We start from the raw sequence: 17,583 nt of genomic DNA, 5'->3' as shown, positions 1-17,583 counted from the left end.
GAAAATCGCCCAATGCCTGTGAACGGGGTTAATGCATCTTTCGGCATTGACTTTCGGCACGCTGTTGAGTTCTCAAGAATCGGACGCACACCGCGCTTCAGACTTTCGTTTGAAGCTCCGGGGCAACTCGCCCAACTTTACTGTTTCGTCCGGGGCCGGTCAAATCGGCCTCTTTCGTCCCAGCCCCCCTGCGTGACTCAGTGTCCGAAACCCGCCGAGGCGTGTTTCGGCTTCCGAGACCTTCAGGGGGTTTGTCGGAGGACCGGCCGCTTTCGCGTCCTGCGTCTCGCTCCAACAAGAAGAACATTACTGACATTCGCGGTGAAGATGCAAATCGGGGTGCCGGACCCTGTCCAGACCCTCACGAAGCACCCTCGGAGCCGGTCAGCCGGCACGGCCGCGAGGCAGTCGTCGGTCCCTCTGGTCACATCACTCACTCGCGTCTTCGCGAGCGACATCTCCCATGATGCCCCACCGCTCAAGCGGCCTCCAGTGGATTCCGTACGGCGTCCACGCCGACGGCTCACCACGTCGTCGTACCCGAGGTTCCGCCAGAGGTCGGTTGGGCTGCGAGACCTGGTGGGAGCCGGAGTTGCCGACTCCCACCAGTCACGTACCGCACCGTCCAGCAGACGCCTCTCGGCGAGTGGCCGCTCGTAGCGGCTGAGGTTGAGGCCCGGGGTCATTGAACCGGACGGCGTCAGGTGTAACCGGCGCCGTACGGAAGCTATTCCCGACTGCCGCGCCTCTTCCGAGCACAGTCATGCTCGGCCTCGAGCTCGCGGCTACCTCGACGGTTGTGGTGCGCTGCAGTCGATCTTCGGGTTGGCACCGACGTAGTTCAGTGGGCCGACCACGATGGTGACCAACGTCGTGCCCACCTTGGCGCACGTCGCATCGGCTCCTGCGAAGTAGTTCCGTTGGGCAGCGGCCGCGAAGCCGATCAGCAACCAGACAACGACAATGATGGCCACCGTGCGAGAACCAGTCGTAGACGCTCTACGAGTGCGCATGTCACCTCCAGGGCTGGGCGCACCCCCGTGTCGATCGTCAATCCGGTTCCCGCCGCGACGCCTACAGAAACGGTCCGGATCAAACCTCGCGGTAGTCGTAGTGCGGCTTGACGTGGGCGTTCACGTACGTGCCGATGCTCGGCGCAGCGAGCAGCGCGGCATAGGTGGTCTGCGGGACTTCGTAGTACTGGTACGTGGAGCCGTTGACGTACTCGAGCTCCAGAGTCCCGTCGGACCAGCCGACCGATCGCACACTCGACGAGTTCACCAGTCGTCGCCTCACCTGCACTCCCCTCGGGTCCGTCGACCTCGCCCTAGTGTGCCGATGATCGCTCAGGCTCGGCCGACTCGAGGCGCGCCACGGCGCGGGCGAGATCACCGAGCGCCTCGTTGAGCCGGCTGAGGGCATCGTGGTCGAGCATGAGTTGCGGCTCGTCGCGGCCCAGGTTCGCCGCGAATCTGATCCTGGCGTCGGGAGGCGCCTGTCTCAGCGAGGTATCGAGTGCTTGTTGCATCAAATGGCTCGGCTCCATGTCCGGGCGCTCGCGCCACTTCGTCACGGTCCGCGGCGCGATGCCGAGGTGCTCGGCGAACGCTTCGTTGGTCAACCGGAGCGCCTCGCGCAAGGCATGCGCGTGCCGGCCGGTCCATTTCTCGATGAGGGTCATCGGTTTCACTCCCTGCGCGTTGATCACTCCTTGCAATCAGGTTACGGCGATCGGGTGATTGCCAGAGTGCCGAATTTGTGCCCTGTGGATACCTGTTCAGTTCCTGGTGAGGACGCCGCCGCGAGCGTTGACTTCAGGCATGAACGAGATCAGCGGTCGAAGCACCACGCTGCTGCGGACGCCCCCGCGACGGCGCCATCTGAAGGTCGCGACCAAGTCCGGGCCACGCTGCTTCCAGCTGGTCCGCCACGTCGACGTCTCCGGTGTGAGCGGTACGGGCGTCGTCGCCGAGGGCGTCGAGTGGAGCGACGGAAGTGTCGCCTTGCACTGGGGCGGGCCATATCCGACCACCACGGTCTGGCCGGACGGCATCGAGGCGTTGCTCACGGTCCACGGTCACAACGGCGCGACCACCGTCGAGTGGCTGGATGGCTGACGTGCGCCCGCGAGCTCGGTGGGGCGGGTCCACCCTGCAGCCGGCCCGCCTCACCGACCTACTCCGAATAGAACTCTTCCCGGTACTTGCCATCTGGTGGCTGGCTCGACGGCTTCGCAGTCCCGTTGCGGGCGGTCGTAGGTACGTCGGTGCCGGCTGGTGGCTGGGCGGATCTCGCATCGGCGGCCTCGGGCTGCTGCTGCGAGTCGGCGTGCCTCGCGGTAGGTGCGGCCGTCCGGTCTGGTGTCGGATTGGCTGCCGGGGTTGTTGTCGGATCCGTTGTCCGGCCGGTGCGCTCGCCGGGCTCGAGGAGGTGGTCGACGGCTGAGTTGAAGTCGAGCTCGGCGCGGGTCGGCCTGGCTTGTTCGATGGCCTCAGCGGACGAGCGTCGTATCGGAAGGTCGTTGGCGGCGGCGGAGAGTTCGGCGAGGGTGTCGAGGAGGCCGAGGGCGGTCTCGACCTCGCCGGGATTGTTGACCAGCCACCAGACTGCGGCCGAGCCGGGCGTGGCGAAGACGTCGTCCTTCAGGTACGTGCGTTTGTCCTGCTCCATCCGGCGTTCGAGCAAGGTGGTGTGCTCTCGGCGGTGCAGGGCGGCGAGGTGCAGAAGGTGCTTCTGGTCCGCGTCCGGCAGGCGGAGGCGGATTTCGGTCGCCCAGCAGCGGACCTGTCCCTTCTCGTCGAGCGCGGGCTCACCGAGCAGCGCGGCGAGCCGGTGCTGATTGAGGGACTCCTCGGTCACCTGCTGGGTCGCAGTCAGAGCCCGGGCGCGCTCGAGCAGGGCGTGGACGGCGACTGCGCCGAGGTCGGCGTGCCGCGCTCCGGTCAACACGGTCGACCACTGAACGACGGCCGAGAAGCTGAACTGGAAATCGGGCGACGCGGACGGCAGCCGTACGTCGGCGAGCGTGCGCGAGGGCGGTCCGCTGAAGACGGGGTCCGGCTCCGGGAGTACGACGGACGGCGGAGCAGGCGTCGGAGTCACGATGGGCCGCGGCGGATCGGGTTGCTTCCAGACCACGGCCAGGAGGACGAGCAGTACCACTGTGAGGACGGTCGCGGCCCAGGTCGGCAGGCCGACGATCAGGCAGACGACGTACAGGACCACGACGATGGCGGCAGCCGTCAGGAGGGAGTTCCGATGGAGCTTCATGGCGGCGTTCCTTCACCACGTCGGGCGGACGTCAGCAGGTCGGCCAATGCGTATCGGACGGCTTCCCCGTCCTCCCGCCACCCGGGTCACCGGCAACCCAGAGCACGGACCTCGCCACGTGACGAGCCCACCAAGAGTCTCCCATCCCTCACCCAAAGTAGCCGCCGCCCGCGTGTCGGTGGGCTGGTGTGGTCGGGACGTGTGGAAGCGGGTCAGCCAGTGAAGGAGCGGAGGTCAGCCGGTGAGGGAGCGGAGGGCTCGGCGGGAGGGGGTCAGGAGGACTGGTTTGTAGGGGCAGCGGGCGTCGGTGAGGGTTTCGTAGGCGGCGATGGCTCGGGTGGCGGCGTCCCAGCCTTGTTCGGCGGGGGTGCGGCCGAGGCCGCGGTTGCGGACCAGGGCGCCGTAGAAGGCGGAGCAGAAGACGGTGGCTTCGTACCAGCCGATGACGGTGCTGGTGCCGATGTAGGTGATGTCGTCCTGGAGGCAGTCGCGGATGGCTCGCTGCCACTTGCCGATGCCGGTCTTGCAGCCGTCGGCAATCACCACGCCGCTGGCGATACCCCACTGGCGGTCGAGGAACCACTCGGCCAGCGACCGCAGCGAGACCTGGGTCTTGCCGTCGGTGGACAGGAAGGAGGGCTCCTCGCTGTGGTCACCGTGAGCCATCACGTGCAGGACGGTCGAGGGCGTGGTGAGCGCGGAGAACGCGGTCTCGTGGTCTCGGGTTCGGACGAAGTTCACATCGATGACCGGTTGGTCCCAGCCCGCGTTGATGTTCCCGGTGATGCCCTGGACGAAGCTCATCGACGCGTCGAACGAGCTGTCAAGACCCAAGTCCACAAGAGTGATCAGCCGATTCCTCATTCGCCTACCCCTCCGCACGATCCGATCCCGCCGCACCATGATGAACTACGCCCCCGACAGTTCGCTGCCCCGTTTCGGTGCGCTGAGACGGGCGCGACGTACGGTGGCCGTACGCCGTCCCCGCGAAGGAGGAAACGCGATGAGTTCAGTCCCGGTCGTCACGCTGAGTGGTGGGACCTCGATGCCACGGATCGGGCTCGGCACGTCGCCGTTGGACGACGGCGACGCCGAGCGGGTGGTCTCGGAGGCCCTCGAGGCCGGGTACCGGCTGGTCGACACCGCGGAGAACTACCGCAACGAGACCGGCGTCGGGCGGGCACTGAAGGGCGCGCCGCGGGACGAGGTGTTCGTGACGTCGAAGTTCAACAAACGGTGGCACAGCGTCGACGGGGCCCGGACGGCGTTCGAGGCGAGCGCGGACAAGCTCGGTGTCGACTACCTCGACCTCCTCCTCATCCACTGGCCGAACCCGGACCAGGATCGGTACGTCGAAGCGTGGCAAGGGCTGATCGCGCTGCGCGAGGCGGGGTTGGTGCGGGCGATCGGTACGTCGAACTTCAAGCCGGCGCATCTGCAGCGGCTGATCGACGAGACCGGAATGGCGCCGGAGGTCAATCAGGTGCAGCTGAGTCCGGTGTGGGCCAAGCCGGTCGAGCGTGAGTTTCACCAGCAGCACGGGATCGTGACCGAGGCGTGGAGTCCGCTCGGGAAGGGCACCGACCTGTTGGAGCACGCGGCGGTGCGGCAGATCGCGGAGGAGCATGGTCGGGCGCCGGGGCAGGTTGTGCTGCGGTGGGAGACGCAGCAGGGCGTCGTACCGATTCCCAAGTCGGTCAACCGGACGCGGCTCGAGCAGAACCTGGCGGTGTTCGACTTCGACCTGACCGATGCCGAGTTGGCGTCGTTGGCTGCCCTCGACGGTACGGCGAGACCAGCAGCCGACTCGGACCGTTCAGGCCACTGAACCTCCACCAGGCGCGGACACCCAGCTCAGCGTGTAGCTGGTCCGCCCCGACCAGCGGCGATCAGGGCCTTCGGCAGATGTAGTAAGTGTTGAAGGCGTCGGCTTCTACGTGGGTGGTTTGGATGTCGGTGAAGCCGGCTTCGGTGAGGAGTTGGCGGGCCTTCTGTTCGCCCCAGACCGCGCCTAGGCCGTCGCCGTCGAGGGACAGGGAGACGGTCATGCAGTGCATGGTGGAGATGCTGTAGAGGAACGGCGCGAAGGGGTGGTCCAAGTTGTCCTCCAGGTTGCTGGAGGCCTGGATGTCGACCATCAGGAAGGTGCCGCCAGGGCGCAGTGAGTCAGCGATGCCGGCCAGGACCTTGGCCGGGTGCGCCTGGTCGTGGATGGCGTCGAAGGCGGTGACGAGGTCGAAGCGTTCGTGCTCGCCCAGTTCGGCGGCGTCGCGTACGACGAAGTGCGCGTTGGTCAGGCCGAGTGCCGAAGCCTCCGCCTGGCCGGCGGCGATCCCCTCGGCGGAGAAGTCGTAGCCCACGCACCGACTCTGCGGGTAGGCGGCGGCGATCACGTTGATCGCATGCCCGCTCCCACACCCGACGTCGGCCACGTCGATCCCCGAGGAGAGCCGCGCAGGCAGCCCAGGCACGAGCGGCAGGATCTCGTCGATCAGGGCCGCGTCGAAGACCGCGCCACTGTCCTCGGCCATCAGCCGGTGGAACTCGACGTACTCCGAGTACGGCACGCCACCACCCCGCCGGAAGCACTCAACCAGCGAGGACTCGACTCCCGCGAGCAGCGCGATGAACTGAGTCGCCGCCGCGAGGTTCTGCGGTCCGGCTGCGCGGGTCAGGAACGCGGCGTGCTCGCGCGGCAGTCGGTACGTGCGGTCGCGAGCGTCGTACTCGACGATCCGGGCGACGGTCATCGCGCCGAGCCACTCCCGCACGTACCGTTCATGCAGGCCGGCGGCGCCGGCGATCTCGTGGCTGGTGGCCGGCGGCAACTCCGCGAGGGCGTCGTACAGGCCGACCTGGTGGCCGATGCTCGTCAGCAACGCGAGCGTGCCATGGTTCAATACGTCGCTCATCTGCTGCCCGAAGGCCTCGAGCCGGGTCGTGTCCAGCGTTGTCTCGCTCATGGTGGTCTCCAATCCCCACCCGCAGCGTCACACCGCGAGGCCGGCTGGAGCATCGGTGAGTTCGCCTATTCGTGGACCCGGGTGAGGTAGGCGGCCGCCTCGGTGCGGTTCCGTAGGCCGAGCTTCGACAGGATGCTCGCCACGTGGTGCTCGACCGTACGACGACTGATGTACAGCCGGGCTGCGATCTCCGGATTCGGCAACCCCTCAGCCAGTACGGCGAGCACGTCATGCTCCCGCTTGGTCAACAACCCCAGCCCACGAGGCCCAACGCGAGCAGCCGTGGCACCAGCAGCCCGCAACCACGCAGCCGCCGCGTCAGCATCAGCAGCCGCCCCCAGATCTTCGAACACCGCAAGAGCGATTCGTGCCTCGGCAACCGCAGGGGCCGGGTCGTACGGCGCCATCGCCTGCGCCAGCATCATCCGGGTCCGTGCAACCTCGAGCGGCATCTCCAACAGCCCGAACCAGGTCTGAGCCGCCGCCAGCCGAGCCACGGCCGCCTGACACTCCCCCTGCGCCAGCAGGGTCCGCCCACACAGCCGAGCAGCCCGTGCGGCGATCAGCCCGCTGTCAGTCGTCGTACCCAGGTCAGACAGCCGCTCTGCCTCCGCGACGGCGCCCGCCACGTCACCCGACGCCAGACAGGCGGAGCCAAGCACCTCACGCAGCCGGGCCTCTTCCAAAGGCGATGCGCCGTCCAGCTGACGTTGTACGAGCGAGACAGCCGTCGCCGCCTCCCCGGCGGCCAGGTAGGCAGCTGCCAGGACCGGGCGTACGACGGGGCGGTCCTCGAAACCAGTCAGGAGTTGCCGAGCCTCGCCGACCCGGCCTTGCGCCAGCCGAAGCTCAGCAAGGAACGCAGCCGCCTCTGCCTGCACGGCCGGCAGCGCGTCGCGGGCCAGCTTTATCGCAGCGCTCAGCTCGTCCTCCGCACGCGGCCAATCCCCAGTGGAGACGAGCACTCCGCCGTACGACGCTCTGCAGGATGCGTGAAGGTAGGGACAGCCATACCGGGCGATGAAGGCATCGAGTGAGCGGACCCACTGCACGACACGGAGGTAGTCGCCACCGCGGACGCACGACCGCATCAGCAGGCAGCTCGCAAGGACGACCGTGTCCGGCCGGGCACCCTCACCCCCGAGCGCACCGGCCAATGCCTCGTCCATCAGCGCAGTGCCCTCGATGATCTGGCCGAGGTCGATCAGCGCGGCCCCCCACATGCTCAGCGCACACAGCTCGAGGTCGCGGTCCCCCGCCTCGATCCCGACCTCGTACGCCGCTTCACACCAAGCAGCAACTGCCGCCTTGTCGTCCGACGTGCCGGCTCGAGCCAGCGAGGCCCACGCCACCACGACAGGGTCGTCGACCTCGGCAGCCACCCGGACTGCCCGCGCAGCCCAGCCCTGTGCCGCCGCGCGGTCGCCGAAGTTGGCGTCGTACAGCATGCTGAGGCCGAGCGCCATGAAGACGGCCTCAGCCGGGTTGGTACGGCGGAACAGCGCGTAGGCACGTTCCCAGCTCGAGAAGGCGGCCCGTACGTCGCCCAGCCACCACTGCGCGTTCCCCAGCCCGGAAAGGCCCTCCGCGGTCTCACAGACCTCGTCGGACCCGAACGCAGCAAGTGCCGCCACCCAGTCCCCGTCGCCGAGCGCCTTCTCCCCGGCCGCAAGGAGACCGCCGACCTCCTCCACCCCTTGACGGTAGACGCGCTGCGGCCCCCGGGGAAAGTGGGAAGTCCCGGGGGCCGTGGCGCTTTCAGCCAGACGGTCGGCTGGTGCCGACCAGGCAGCTGAGGCTGCCGAGCGGGTGGATCAGCTGCAGCCGGAGGTGCTGCCGCAGCCTTCGCAGACGTAGCAGGAGCCGCTGGGGCGCATCTTCGTGCCGCAGGTGAAGCAGAGCGGCGCGTCCACCGAGGTGCCGGTGATCAGCTCGAACATCTCGGCCGTCGTCCGCGCCTCGCCCTTGACCGGCTTGGCAGCGGCCGCCTCGACCACCTCGACCGCGGGCTCCGGAGCCGGCTCGACCGACTTCAGGGACTCGGCCTCGGAGATCTCGACCGGGGCCGGCTCGTAGGAGCCGGTGTCGAGCTGGCGGGACCGCTCCTCCGCGGAGTAGATGCCCAGGGCGGCCCGCTCGTCGAAGGGCAGGTAGTCCAGGGCCAGGCGGCGGAAGATGTAGTCCATGATCGACTGCGCCATCCGGACGTCCGGGTCGTCGGTCAGGCCGGCCGGCTCGAACTTCAGGTTGGTGAACTTCTGGACGTAGGTCTCCAGCGGCACACCGTGCTGCAGCGCGATCGAGATCGCGATCGAGAAGGCGTCCATCACCCCGGCCAGGGTCGAGCCCTGCTTGCCCATCTTCAGGAAGACCTCGCCGAGGCCGTCGTCGGGGTAGGAACCGGCGGTCATGTAGCCCTCGGCGCCACCGACGCTGAACGACGTGGTCCGCGACGGCCGCGACTTCGGCAGGCGCTTGCGGGTCGGCCGGTACTCGATGACCTTCTCGACGATCTTCTCCGCCACCGCGGCCTCGGCCGCAACAGCCTCCGCCGCGGAGGCCTTCTTCGCCTTCGCGTCCGCCAGCGGCTGGCCGACCTTGCAGTTGTCGCGGTAGACGGCCAGCGCCTTCAGGCCGAGCTTCCAGCCCTGGAAGTAGACGTCGGCGATCTCCTCGACCGTCGCGGTCTCCGGCAGGTTCACCGTCTTCGAGATCGCGCCGGACAGGAACGGCTGCGCGGCCGCCATCATCCGCACGTGGCCCATCGGCTTGATGGCCCGCTCGCCCATCGCGGTGTCGAAGATCTCGTAATGCTCCGGCTTCAGGCCGGGCGCGTCGACGACGTGGCCGTGCTCGGCGATGTACTCGACGACCGCCTCGATCGTCTCCTCGGTGTAGTTGTACTGCCGCAGCGCCCGCGGCACCGTCTGGTTGACGATCTGCATCGAGCCGCCGCCGACCAGCTTCTTGAACTTGACCAGCGAGAAGTCCGGCTCGATGCCGGTGGTGTCGCAGTCCATCATGAAGCCGATGGTGCCGGTCGGCGCGAGCACCGAGGCCTGCGCGTTGCGCCAGCCGTTCTTGGCACCGACCTTCAGCACGGCGTCCCACGCCGCGGTGGCGTGCTTCTGGACGTCCTTGTCGATCTCGTGCATGGTCCGGATCGCGTCGTTGGCCGCGGCGTGCTTGCGCATCACCCGGGTGTGCGCGTCCTTGTTGCGCTCGAAGCCGTCGTACGGCCCGACGACGCCGGCCAGCTCGGCGGAGCGCTTGTACGACGTGCCGGTCATCAGCGAGGTGATAGCGCCCGCCAGTGCGCGACCACCGTCGGAGTCGTAGGCGTGCCCCGTTGCCATCAGCAACGCACCGAGGTTCGCGTAGCCGATGCCCAGCTGCCGGTACGCGCGGGTGGTGTCGCCGATCGCCTCGGTCGGGAAGTCGGCGAAGCAGATCGAGATGTCCATCGCGGTGATGATCAGCTCGACCGCCTTGACGAACTTCTCCGAGTCGAACAAGTCGTCGTCGCGGAGGAACTTCATCAGGTTCAGCGACGCCAGGTTGCAGGACGAGTTGTCCAGGTGCATGTACTCCGAGCACGGGTTGGACGCGGTGATCCGGCCCGTCTCCGGCGTGGTGTGCCAGTCGTTGATGGTGTCGTCGTACTGCAGGCCCGGGTCGGCGCAGGCCCAGGCGGCCTGGGAGATCTTGTCGAACAGCTCACGCGCGTCGACGGTCTCGATCACCGAGTTGTCCAGCCGCGCCCGCAACCCGAACTCACCCTTCTCCTCGACCGCGCGCATGAACTCGTCGGTGACGCGCACGGAGTTGTTCGCGTTCTGGTACTGGACCGAGGTGATGTCGCGGCCGCCGAGGTCCATGTCGAAGCCCGCGTCGCGCAGGACCCGGATCTTCTCCTCCTCGCGCATCTTGGTCTCGACGAACTCCTCGATGTCGGGGTGGTCGACGTCGAGCACGACCATCTTGGCCGCCCGCCGGGTGGCGCCGCCGGACTTGATCGTCCCGGCGGAGGCGTCCGCGCCGCGCATGAACGAGACCGGGCCGGAGGCCGTCCCGCCGCTGGACTGCAGCAGCTCCTTGGACGAGCGGATCCGGGACAGGTTCAGGCCGGCGCCGGAGCCGCCCTTGAAGATCAGGCCCTCTTCCTTGTACCAGTTCAGGATCGAGTCCATCGAGTCGTCGACGGCGAGGATGAAGCAGGCCGACACCTGCTGCGGCGAGGACGTCCCGACGTTGAACCAGACCGGCGAGTTGAAGCTGAAGTACTGGTGCAGCAGCATCCAGGTGAGCTCGTGCTCGAACACCTCCGCGTCCTTCGGCGTGGCGAAGTACCCGTGCTCCTCGCCGGCCTTGCGGTAGGTCTTGACCACCCGGTCGAGCAGCTGCTTGAGGCTCCACTCGCGGTTGTCGTGGCCGACCGCACCACGGAAGTACTTGGTGGTGACGATCGTGGAGGCGTTCACGCTCCAGTAGTCGGGGAACTCGACCCCGCGCTGCTCGAAGACCGTCTCGCCGGTCTTCCAGTTCTGCTGCACGACGTCGCGGCGCTCCCACGTCACCTCGTCGTACGGATGTACTCCCTCGGTCGTGAAGATGCGCTCGATGGTGAGTCCCGCGGGGGCGCTCTTGCGCCCGCGGAACCCGGCCGCCGACCTCTTGGTCGACCCCGAGTGGCCGGTCACCGTCTCTGTCATGGTTGCTCCTCGCCCAATTGTCTGCACTGCCGCGGTCTGTCGGGACCGCCCCGTTGGTACTGCTCAACCACTGGTACTGCGTGGTGTTGCTGGTTCCCCGATTTATGTCTGCTGGGTCGGCTTCAGCGGACGCGGCTCGGTGCCTTCCGGCTCCTTCTCCGCCCGCAGCAGCGCGATCTCCGTCTCGAAGTCGTCGGCGGACTCGAACTGCCGGTACACGCTCGCGAACCGCAGGTAGGCGACCTCGTCGAGCTCCCGCAGCGGCCCGAGGATCGCGAGTCCGACCTCGTGCGCGGGCACCTCCGGCGAGCCGCTCGCCTTGAGCGCGTCCTCGACCCGCTGCCCCAGCCGGGCCAGCGCGTCGACGTCCACCGGCCGGCCCTTGCAGGCCTTGCCGACTCCGTTGATGACCTTCTCCCGGCTGAACGGCTCGGTCGCGCCGGAGCGCTTCACGACCGTGAGCTGCATCTGCTCCACAGTGGTGAACCGCTTCTCGCAGACCGGGCACTGCCGGCGGCGGCGGATCGCTCCGCCGTCCTCGGCCACGCGGCTGTCCACAACCCGGGAATCGGCGTGCCGGCAATACGGACAGTGCACGACGAATCACTCCTCCCGTGAGGCCGTCACTGCGGCGGCCTGTGGATCTGCCTGGGGACAACTTGTGTAGAAGCTGTGTGCAACTGACCACTACCTGTGGAAAATTACACCCGTGTAACCACTACATCTAGGGATGTTAGATCGCTGCTCCGACAGTTTGCAAGAACGCCCGAATCCCGCGCGCGTCTCTTCGTTCCAACACTCGCGCGGCCCCGTGTAGTCCCGCGTGGCGTCGCCGCAATGACCCCCTGGAGGCGCAAACTATGGGCCGCGCAGGGGTCAGCGCAGGACAGTCGCTGGGGCGTTCGCAGGGGTCAGGAGGCAGGTCGGCAGAAGTCGAAGTCGCAGCCCTGGTCCGCTCCCAGAACGTGGTCGCGGAACAACTTTCGGTAGCCGGTCACCGGTGGCGTGTCAAGCTTGGGCAGCTCTGCCCGGCGCTCGTCCAGCTCTTCGGGCGAGACGAGCAGGTCGAGGCCTGCCTCGGACACGGACAACCGGATGCGGTCGCCCGTGCGGACCAGCGCCAGCGGCCCGCCGAGCGCGGCCTCCGGCGTCACGTGCAGCACGATCGTGCCGTACGCCGTACCGCTCATCCGGGCGTCGGAGATCCGGACCATGTCCCGTACGCCGGACCGCGCCAGCTTGGCCGGGATGGGCAAGTACCCGGCCTCGGGCATGCCGGCGCCGAGCGGGCCGGCGTTCTGCAGCACCAGTACGTCGGACGCCTCGACGTCGAGGTCTGGGTCGTCGACGCGGGCTGCGAGGTCTTCGAGTGAGCTGAAGACCACAGCGCGCCCAGTGGTCTCGAAGAGAGCGGGATCAGCAGCAGACCGCTTGATCAGCGCACCGGACGGCGCCAGCGAGCCGCGCAACCAGACCAGTCCGCCCTTCTCGCGGCTCGGCGCGTCCAGCGGCCGCACCACCTCTCGATCCACCCAGGTGGGCCCGGAGCCAAGCCGCTCCCCCAGCGTCTCGCCCGTCACAGTGCGGGCAGACAGGTCCAGGAGGTCCCTCAGCTCATGCAGTACGGCGGGTAGTCCGCCAGAAGCATGTAGATCCTCCATGTAGTGCGCACCGGTCGGCTTGAGCTCTACCAGGACCGGTGTGGTCTCACTCAGCTCGTTCAGCTCATCCGGATCGATCGGCAGACCGAGCCGTCCGGCCATTGCGGTCAGGTGGATCAGCGCGTTGGTGGACCCGCCAATCGCCAGCAGCACACGCAGTGCGTTGCGGACGGAGGCGGCCGTGACTACCTGGTCCGGCGTACGGCCTGCCTCGGCAACCGCCACGGCTGCCGCGCCTGTTGCCTCGCCGATGCGTAGGCGGTCGGCGTGGACAGCTGGTGCGGCAGCGCTGTCCGGCAAGGCCATGCCAAGCGCCTCTACGATGCAGGCCATCGTGGAGGCGGTCCCCATTACCGCACAGGTTCCGGCAGTGGTGGCCAGGTTGCGTTCCACCCGGCCGATCTCGGCGTCGGAGACCTCACCGGCCCGGTAGCGGGCCCAGAACCGGCGGCAGTCGGTGCACGCACCCAGCCGCTCGCCCTGGTGCCGGCCGGTCGACATCGGGCCGGTGACTAGCTGGATCGCAGGCCTACCGGCCGAGAACGCGCCCATCAGCTGGGCCGGCACGGTCTTGTCACAGCCGCCGACGAGTACGACGGCGTCCATGGGCTGGGCCCGGACGAGCTCCTCGACGTCCATCGCCATCAGGTTGCGGTAGACCATCGCGGTCGGTTCGAGGAAGCTCTCGCCGAGCGAGATGGTCGGGAACTCCATCGGCAGCCCGCCGGCCGCGATGATGCCGCGGGCGACGGACTGGACCAGCTCCGGTTGCTGCCGGTGACAGGGGTTGAAGTCGCTGGTGGAGGTGGCGATGCCGACCACCGGACGGTCCAGTGACTCCGGTGACCGCCCGCTCGCGTGCAGGAAGGCGCGTCGCAGGAACCGAGAGAAGTCCCGGTCCCCGTAGCTGACGAGACCCCGGTAGATACCACTCAAAGCAACCCCTCGCTTCGCTCGGGGGATGTTGAGGGGGTGGGTTGTTCGGGTGGTGGAGGGAGGGCGACGGACGGTGTGCGGTGGAGGTGTTCGGCTAGGAGGCGCAGCATGGTTTCTGGGGGTGTGGCGGCGGGTGGGCGGACGGTGTCGTGGGCGATCAGGCCGCGCAGGACCAGGCTGCGTTTGCGCAGGGCCAACGCGATCCCGGCCTGGAACTCGAAGTTGACCAGTGGGAGGTAGTCGCGCCATACGTCCCGCGCCGCGTCGAAGCCGCCGTCCCGGAAGGCCTTCACGCACGCAAGGAGCCCTTCCGGAACGGAGAAGCCCGTCATCGCACCAGCCGCGCCGACGGCGAGCTCGTCGAGCAGACAGGTGCCACCGAGACCGCCGAAGATCGGCACGTCGAGTCCAGCAACCAGCTCGGCAACAGCAGGTGGACTCGGGGACGACTCGGACTTCACCGCAACCACAGACGGGACCCGGCGTACGGCGGCCACCAGGTCAGCGGTCGCGATCGGAACACCACTGATCACCGGGTAGTCCTGGACGACCAGCGGCCGTTCGGTGCGGTCGGCCACCTCATTGAGGTGATTGCTCAGGGCCCCCGGATCGCTGGAGTTCACTTGAACCATCAGTCCGGCAAGGCGAGATCCCGCTGCAGGCAAGACGTTCGCGGCCTCCGCACACACCTCCTCGAGCCCGAGTGCGCTGACTCCGATCACGAGCGGCAGGTCGCCGGACGCGACAACGGTCTCCACCACCGTGAGCCGCTCCGCCGGGGTCAGCCGGGCCGCCTCACCGAAGACACCGAGCACGGTCAGCCCGGTCGCGCCGATCGCCTCGTAGTGCCTGACCTGCCGGGCCAGCGACTCGGTGTCGACGGCCGAGCCGTCCGCCGTCAACGGCGTCGCCAGCACACCCCACACCCCGGGATCCAACGTCATGGAGCTCCTCTCGTCGTCACCGCAGTGGCCACCGTGTACGCCTCCAGGCTCTCGGTGCCACCTTCCCTGCCGTAGCCGGACAGCTTCACCCCACCGAACGGCGAGGCCGCGGACGCCAGGGCCAGCTCGTTGACACCGATCATGCCCGCATCCAGCCCGGCGACCGCGGCGTCGGCGCGTTGCAGGTCCGCCGTGAACACGTACGCCGCCAAGCCGTACGGCACCGCATTCGCCTGGGCCAGCCCGTCCTCGAGGTCGTCGAACGGGAGGATCGGCATGATCGGCCCGAACGGCTCGTCTCGAAGGACCGCCGCGCCGGGCGAAATGTCGGTGAGCACGGTCGGCGGGTGGAAGAACCCGGGACCGTCTGGCCGCACCCCACCGGAGTGCACCTTGGCCCCACTCGTCTCGACGAGCGCGGCGACCGCATCCCGCCGGCGCGCGTTGGCGAGCGGGCCGATCTCCAGCCCGTCGACGCGCTCCAGCACGCCTGCAATCAGATTGTCGACAATCGACCGCTGCGCGAAGATCCGGCTCGGTGAGATGCACACCTGCCCGCCGTTCCGGAACTTCGCCCGGACCACTGCGTCCGCCGCACGCCCGAGCTGGTCGGCGGACAGGTCGTCGAAGATCAGCACCGGCGCATGACCGCCGAGCTCGAGCGTCAACGGCTGCAGCCGTTCGGCGGACAGCCGCACCAGCGTCCGACCGACCGGCACCGACCCGGTCAGCGTGATCTTCGCGATCACGTCCGACCCGATCAGCCGCTCACTCACCCGCGGCGGATCACCCGTGATCAGGTTGACCACGCCATCGGCGACACCCGAGTCCGTCGACGCCTGCACGAGCGCACCCGCCGTACGCGGCGCCTCGATCGCCGGGCACACGATGATGCTGCAGCCGAAAGCCACCGCCGGCGCGAGCTTGCGAGCGGGCAGGGAAGCCGGGAAGTTCCAGGCGGTGAAGGCGGCGACCGGTCCGACCGGCCGCCGCTCCACCCATGACCGGCGACCCGGTGCCGTCGGCAACAACCGCCCGTACGACCGGACCGCCTCACCCGCAAACCAGCTGAAGTACTCCGCCGACTGCCGGACCTCGGCCTCGGCCTCCGCGATCGGCTTGCCCTGCTCCTCACTCAGGATCACGGCGATCTGCGGCACCCGTTCGAGCAGCAGCCGACCGGCCCGATCGAGTACGTCGGCCCGGTCGGCAGGCGCCGTAGACGCCAGACCGCGAAGCCGGACGCGGCTGCCGCAAGGGCGTCGTCCAGGTCCGCGTCCGACGCATTGGGAACCTGGGCAACGACCTGCTCGGTGGCCGGGTTCAGTACGTCGATGGTCCGGCCGTCCGACGCCTCGCGCCAGACACCACCGATGAACATCAGGCCACCTTGGTCAGGATCACGAGGCTCAGCGACGGGAGTGGAAGCTCCAACTGCAAACCAAGCACGCCGTCGACCTGCACTTCGTCGTCATCGGTGAACCGCTCGAGTCCCTGCCGGGCGGTGATCTTCTCCAGTTCCTCAGGGGTCGGGTCCTGCGGCGCGCCCAGGTCCTCCCAGACGGTGTGGCTGTTGCTGTGGCTGTGGTCGATCCGGTAGTGCTGCACGGTCCAGGCACCGGTCTCGAGCCCGTCGACCTGGAGGTCGACACGGGTCGCCTCCTTGCCATCGGCGTACTGGTCGTCGGCGTGCCGCCAGACCAGGACCGCGACGCTGCCGTCGGACGAGCTGCGGCTCGCGATGACGTCGACCTCCTCCGCCAGCCCGTTGCCCAGGGCACTGATGTCGGAGATGTCCACCGACCGGTCCGAGGTCGCGGCCAGGCGCCGGTCGCCGAGGTGGGCGAAGGCACGGTAGGCGTTCATCAGCGGCTTCTCGATCCCGGACGCGGTGACGAAGCTTCGAGTGCCCTCGAAGTAGCGCTCGCCCTCCATCGAGAAGCTCCAGGTGGTTGCCTCGTGCACCTTCGCGGCGTGTTGCGCGTTGAGGTCGAGCACCTTCTTCATCAGCTTCGCCTGGAACACCGGGTAGTACTCGTTGTTCCGGTAGGCGAAGTTCGCGTTGTCGTAGATGCCCCAGTGCGCGGGCACCGAGGCGTCGCACTCGTCCACGATCACCGGCGCGTCGACGTACTGCGGGAACTGCTCGATGACACGCAGGGCGCGGTCGATCTCGCGGAGCATCTTCGGCGTCGACGGCGACTGCTGCTCGGGCGCCGGCGCACCGATCGGGCCGTAGGTCCGCCACGGCGTGAAGTGCGAGCCCTTGGTGTGGAAGGAGACGAAGTCGACGGGCAGGTCGCGTTCGGCACAGGCCTGCAGGAAGCCGTGCAGGAACACCGCGCCCCGGTCGCCGCCGGTCACGGCCGGGCCGCCGACGCGCGCCTCCGGGTAGACGTCGCGGATCGCCTTGACCGTCACGTCGTACAGGTCGTGGAACTGCTCCGGCGTGCCGCGCCAGTAGGAGATGTCCGGCTCGTTCCAGAGCTCCCAGAGCCAGTGCTTGACCTCGTCGGCGCCGTACCGCTCCGGGCAGTGCTCGACGAGAGCCGCGACCAGGCCGCCCCACTTCGCGTAGTCCTTCGGCGGGTACGACCACCAGCCGGCCTCGTAGGCGCTGTACTGGCTGGGGCTGTTCTCGAACGGGAACTCCTCCTTGGCGGACTCGGGCACCAGGGCGAGCGGGGTGAAGGCGAGCTCTACCAGCGGGTGGTGGCCGGAGCCGACGATCGCGTCGTAGGTCAGGTCGGCGATCGTGAAGTCGTAGTACGGCTTGCCGTCCGCGTCCTCGTGGTAGACGTTGCCGCTCCCCCAATGCGGCAGCCCGAGACCGGTCCCGCTGTTGAAGATGTTGTGCGGCCGGACGTGGTACGGCGTCTCCGCGAATCGTCCGATTGTCTGCAAAGTCCGGCGGCCCTGCGGCGTGTAGGTCCAGTTGATCTCGTCGTACCCGAGGCTGGCCCACGGCCGGTCGAGAACGCCGGCATCGGAGGACGCGTCGACGGTGACGCGAGCCGTGCGCAGCGGTATCGCGGAGGGGTCGGAAGGGGCGTACGGAAGACGTTGAACGTCGCTGGGAGAGGCGTTCTGGGTCATG

14 protein-coding genes and 1 pseudogene are annotated in these 17,583 nt (G+C 68.2%); 2 read left to right on the top strand and 13 right to left on the bottom strand.

Going from position 1 to position 17,583, the window contains the following annotated elements; all coding sequences use genetic code 11:
• Positions 1-785: 785 nt before the first annotated feature.
• The 3 genes from ACIBGM_RS41260 to ACIBGM_RS41250 all read right to left on the bottom strand — a co-directional run bounded on the left by ACIBGM_RS41260 (position 786) and on the right by ACIBGM_RS41250 (position 1,681).
• Complete coding sequence (locus ACIBGM_RS41260; RefSeq protein ID WP_360526122.1) at positions 786-974, bottom strand: hypothetical protein; 189 nt, start codon at positions 972-974, stop codon at positions 786-788.
• A 118-nt stretch (positions 975-1,092) separates the two neighbouring features.
• Positions 1,093-1,296, bottom strand: coding sequence for a KTSC domain-containing protein (locus ACIBGM_RS41255; protein ID WP_360526125.1), 204 nt, complete (start codon positions 1,294-1,296; stop codon positions 1,093-1,095).
• Positions 1,297-1,327: 31 nt separating this feature from the next.
• Positions 1,328-1,681 (bottom strand): XRE family transcriptional regulator, encoded by a 354-nt coding sequence (locus ACIBGM_RS41250; protein WP_360526128.1) that lies wholly within the window; start codon positions 1,679-1,681, stop codon positions 1,328-1,330.
• Positions 1,682-1,820: 139 nt separating this feature from the next.
• Here ACIBGM_RS41250 and ACIBGM_RS41245 point away from each other — a divergent pair, with 139 nt between their 5' ends.
• On the top strand, positions 1,821-2,117 hold the full coding sequence (locus ACIBGM_RS41245) for a hypothetical protein (protein WP_360526132.1): 297 nt from the start codon (positions 1,821-1,823) through the stop codon (positions 2,115-2,117).
• Positions 2,118-2,175: 58 nt separating this feature from the next.
• On the opposite strand, the gene ACIBGM_RS41240 is transcribed toward ACIBGM_RS41245, so the two are convergent.
• Both ACIBGM_RS41240 and ACIBGM_RS41235 read right to left on the bottom strand, forming a co-directional pair.
• Positions 2,176-3,270, bottom strand: coding sequence for a hypothetical protein (locus tag ACIBGM_RS41240; RefSeq protein ID WP_396388646.1), 1,095 nt, complete (start codon positions 3,268-3,270; stop codon positions 2,176-2,178).
• A 234-nt stretch (positions 3,271-3,504) separates the two neighbouring features.
• On the bottom strand, positions 3,505-4,110 hold the full coding sequence (locus tag ACIBGM_RS41235; protein WP_396388650.1) for a hypothetical protein: 606 nt from the start codon (positions 4,108-4,110) through the stop codon (positions 3,505-3,507).
• Positions 4,111-4,273: 163 nt separating this feature from the next.
• Between ACIBGM_RS41235 and ACIBGM_RS41230 the strand changes: the two genes are divergently transcribed.
• Positions 4,274-5,098 carry an aldo/keto reductase gene (locus tag ACIBGM_RS41230; RefSeq protein ID WP_396388644.1) on the top strand — a complete coding sequence of 275 codons (825 nt, stop codon included), beginning with the start codon at positions 4,274-4,276 and terminating at the stop codon, positions 5,096-5,098.
• Between the two features lie 61 nt (positions 5,099-5,159).
• On the opposite strand, the gene ACIBGM_RS41225 is transcribed toward ACIBGM_RS41230, so the two are convergent.
• From ACIBGM_RS41225 to ACIBGM_RS41190, 8 genes and pseudogenes are all read right to left on the bottom strand, one after another.
• On the bottom strand, positions 5,160-6,233 hold the full coding sequence (locus ACIBGM_RS41225; protein WP_396388643.1) for a class I SAM-dependent methyltransferase: 1,074 nt from the start codon (positions 6,231-6,233) through the stop codon (positions 5,160-5,162).
• Between the two features lie 65 nt (positions 6,234-6,298).
• Complete coding sequence (locus ACIBGM_RS41220) at positions 6,299-7,927, bottom strand: LuxR C-terminal-related transcriptional regulator (protein ID WP_396388642.1); 1,629 nt, start codon at positions 7,925-7,927, stop codon at positions 6,299-6,301.
• Between the two features lie 120 nt (positions 7,928-8,047).
• Positions 8,048-10,945 (bottom strand): vitamin B12-dependent ribonucleotide reductase, encoded by a 2,898-nt coding sequence (locus tag ACIBGM_RS41215; protein ID WP_396388641.1) that lies wholly within the window; start codon positions 10,943-10,945, stop codon positions 8,048-8,050.
• Between the two features lie 102 nt (positions 10,946-11,047).
• Complete coding sequence (nrdR, locus tag ACIBGM_RS41210; RefSeq protein ID WP_360526153.1) at positions 11,048-11,542, bottom strand: transcriptional regulator NrdR; 495 nt, start codon at positions 11,540-11,542, stop codon at positions 11,048-11,050.
• Positions 11,543-11,856: 314 nt separating this feature from the next.
• Entirely contained in the window at positions 11,857-13,542 is a 1,686-nt protein-coding gene (locus ACIBGM_RS41205; protein ID WP_360526156.1) for a dihydroxy-acid dehydratase, read from the bottom strand.
• Complete coding sequence (locus ACIBGM_RS41200; protein WP_396388640.1) at positions 13,539-14,486, bottom strand: dihydrodipicolinate synthase family protein; 948 nt, start codon at positions 14,484-14,486, stop codon at positions 13,539-13,541. Before ACIBGM_RS41200 ends, ACIBGM_RS41205 begins: the two co-directional genes overlap by 4 nt.
• Positions 14,483-15,867 (bottom strand): annotated as a pseudogene (locus tag ACIBGM_RS41195) (aldehyde dehydrogenase family protein). Before ACIBGM_RS41195 ends, ACIBGM_RS41200 begins: the two are co-directional and overlap by 4 nt.
• Complete coding sequence (locus ACIBGM_RS41190) at positions 15,867-17,582, bottom strand: glycoside hydrolase (RefSeq protein ID WP_396388639.1); 1,716 nt, start codon at positions 17,580-17,582, stop codon at positions 15,867-15,869. The pseudogene ACIBGM_RS41195 and the gene ACIBGM_RS41190 overlap by 1 nt, the downstream one beginning before the upstream one ends.
• Position 17,583 lies beyond the last annotated feature (1 nt).

Source organism: Kribbella sp. NPDC050470, assembly GCF_044458365.1.
GTDB lineage: Bacteria > Actinomycetota > Actinomycetes > Propionibacteriales > Kribbellaceae > Kribbella.
The sequence above is the reverse complement of the archived record's forward strand: the minus strand, read 5'-3'. Positions and strand labels throughout refer to the sequence as shown.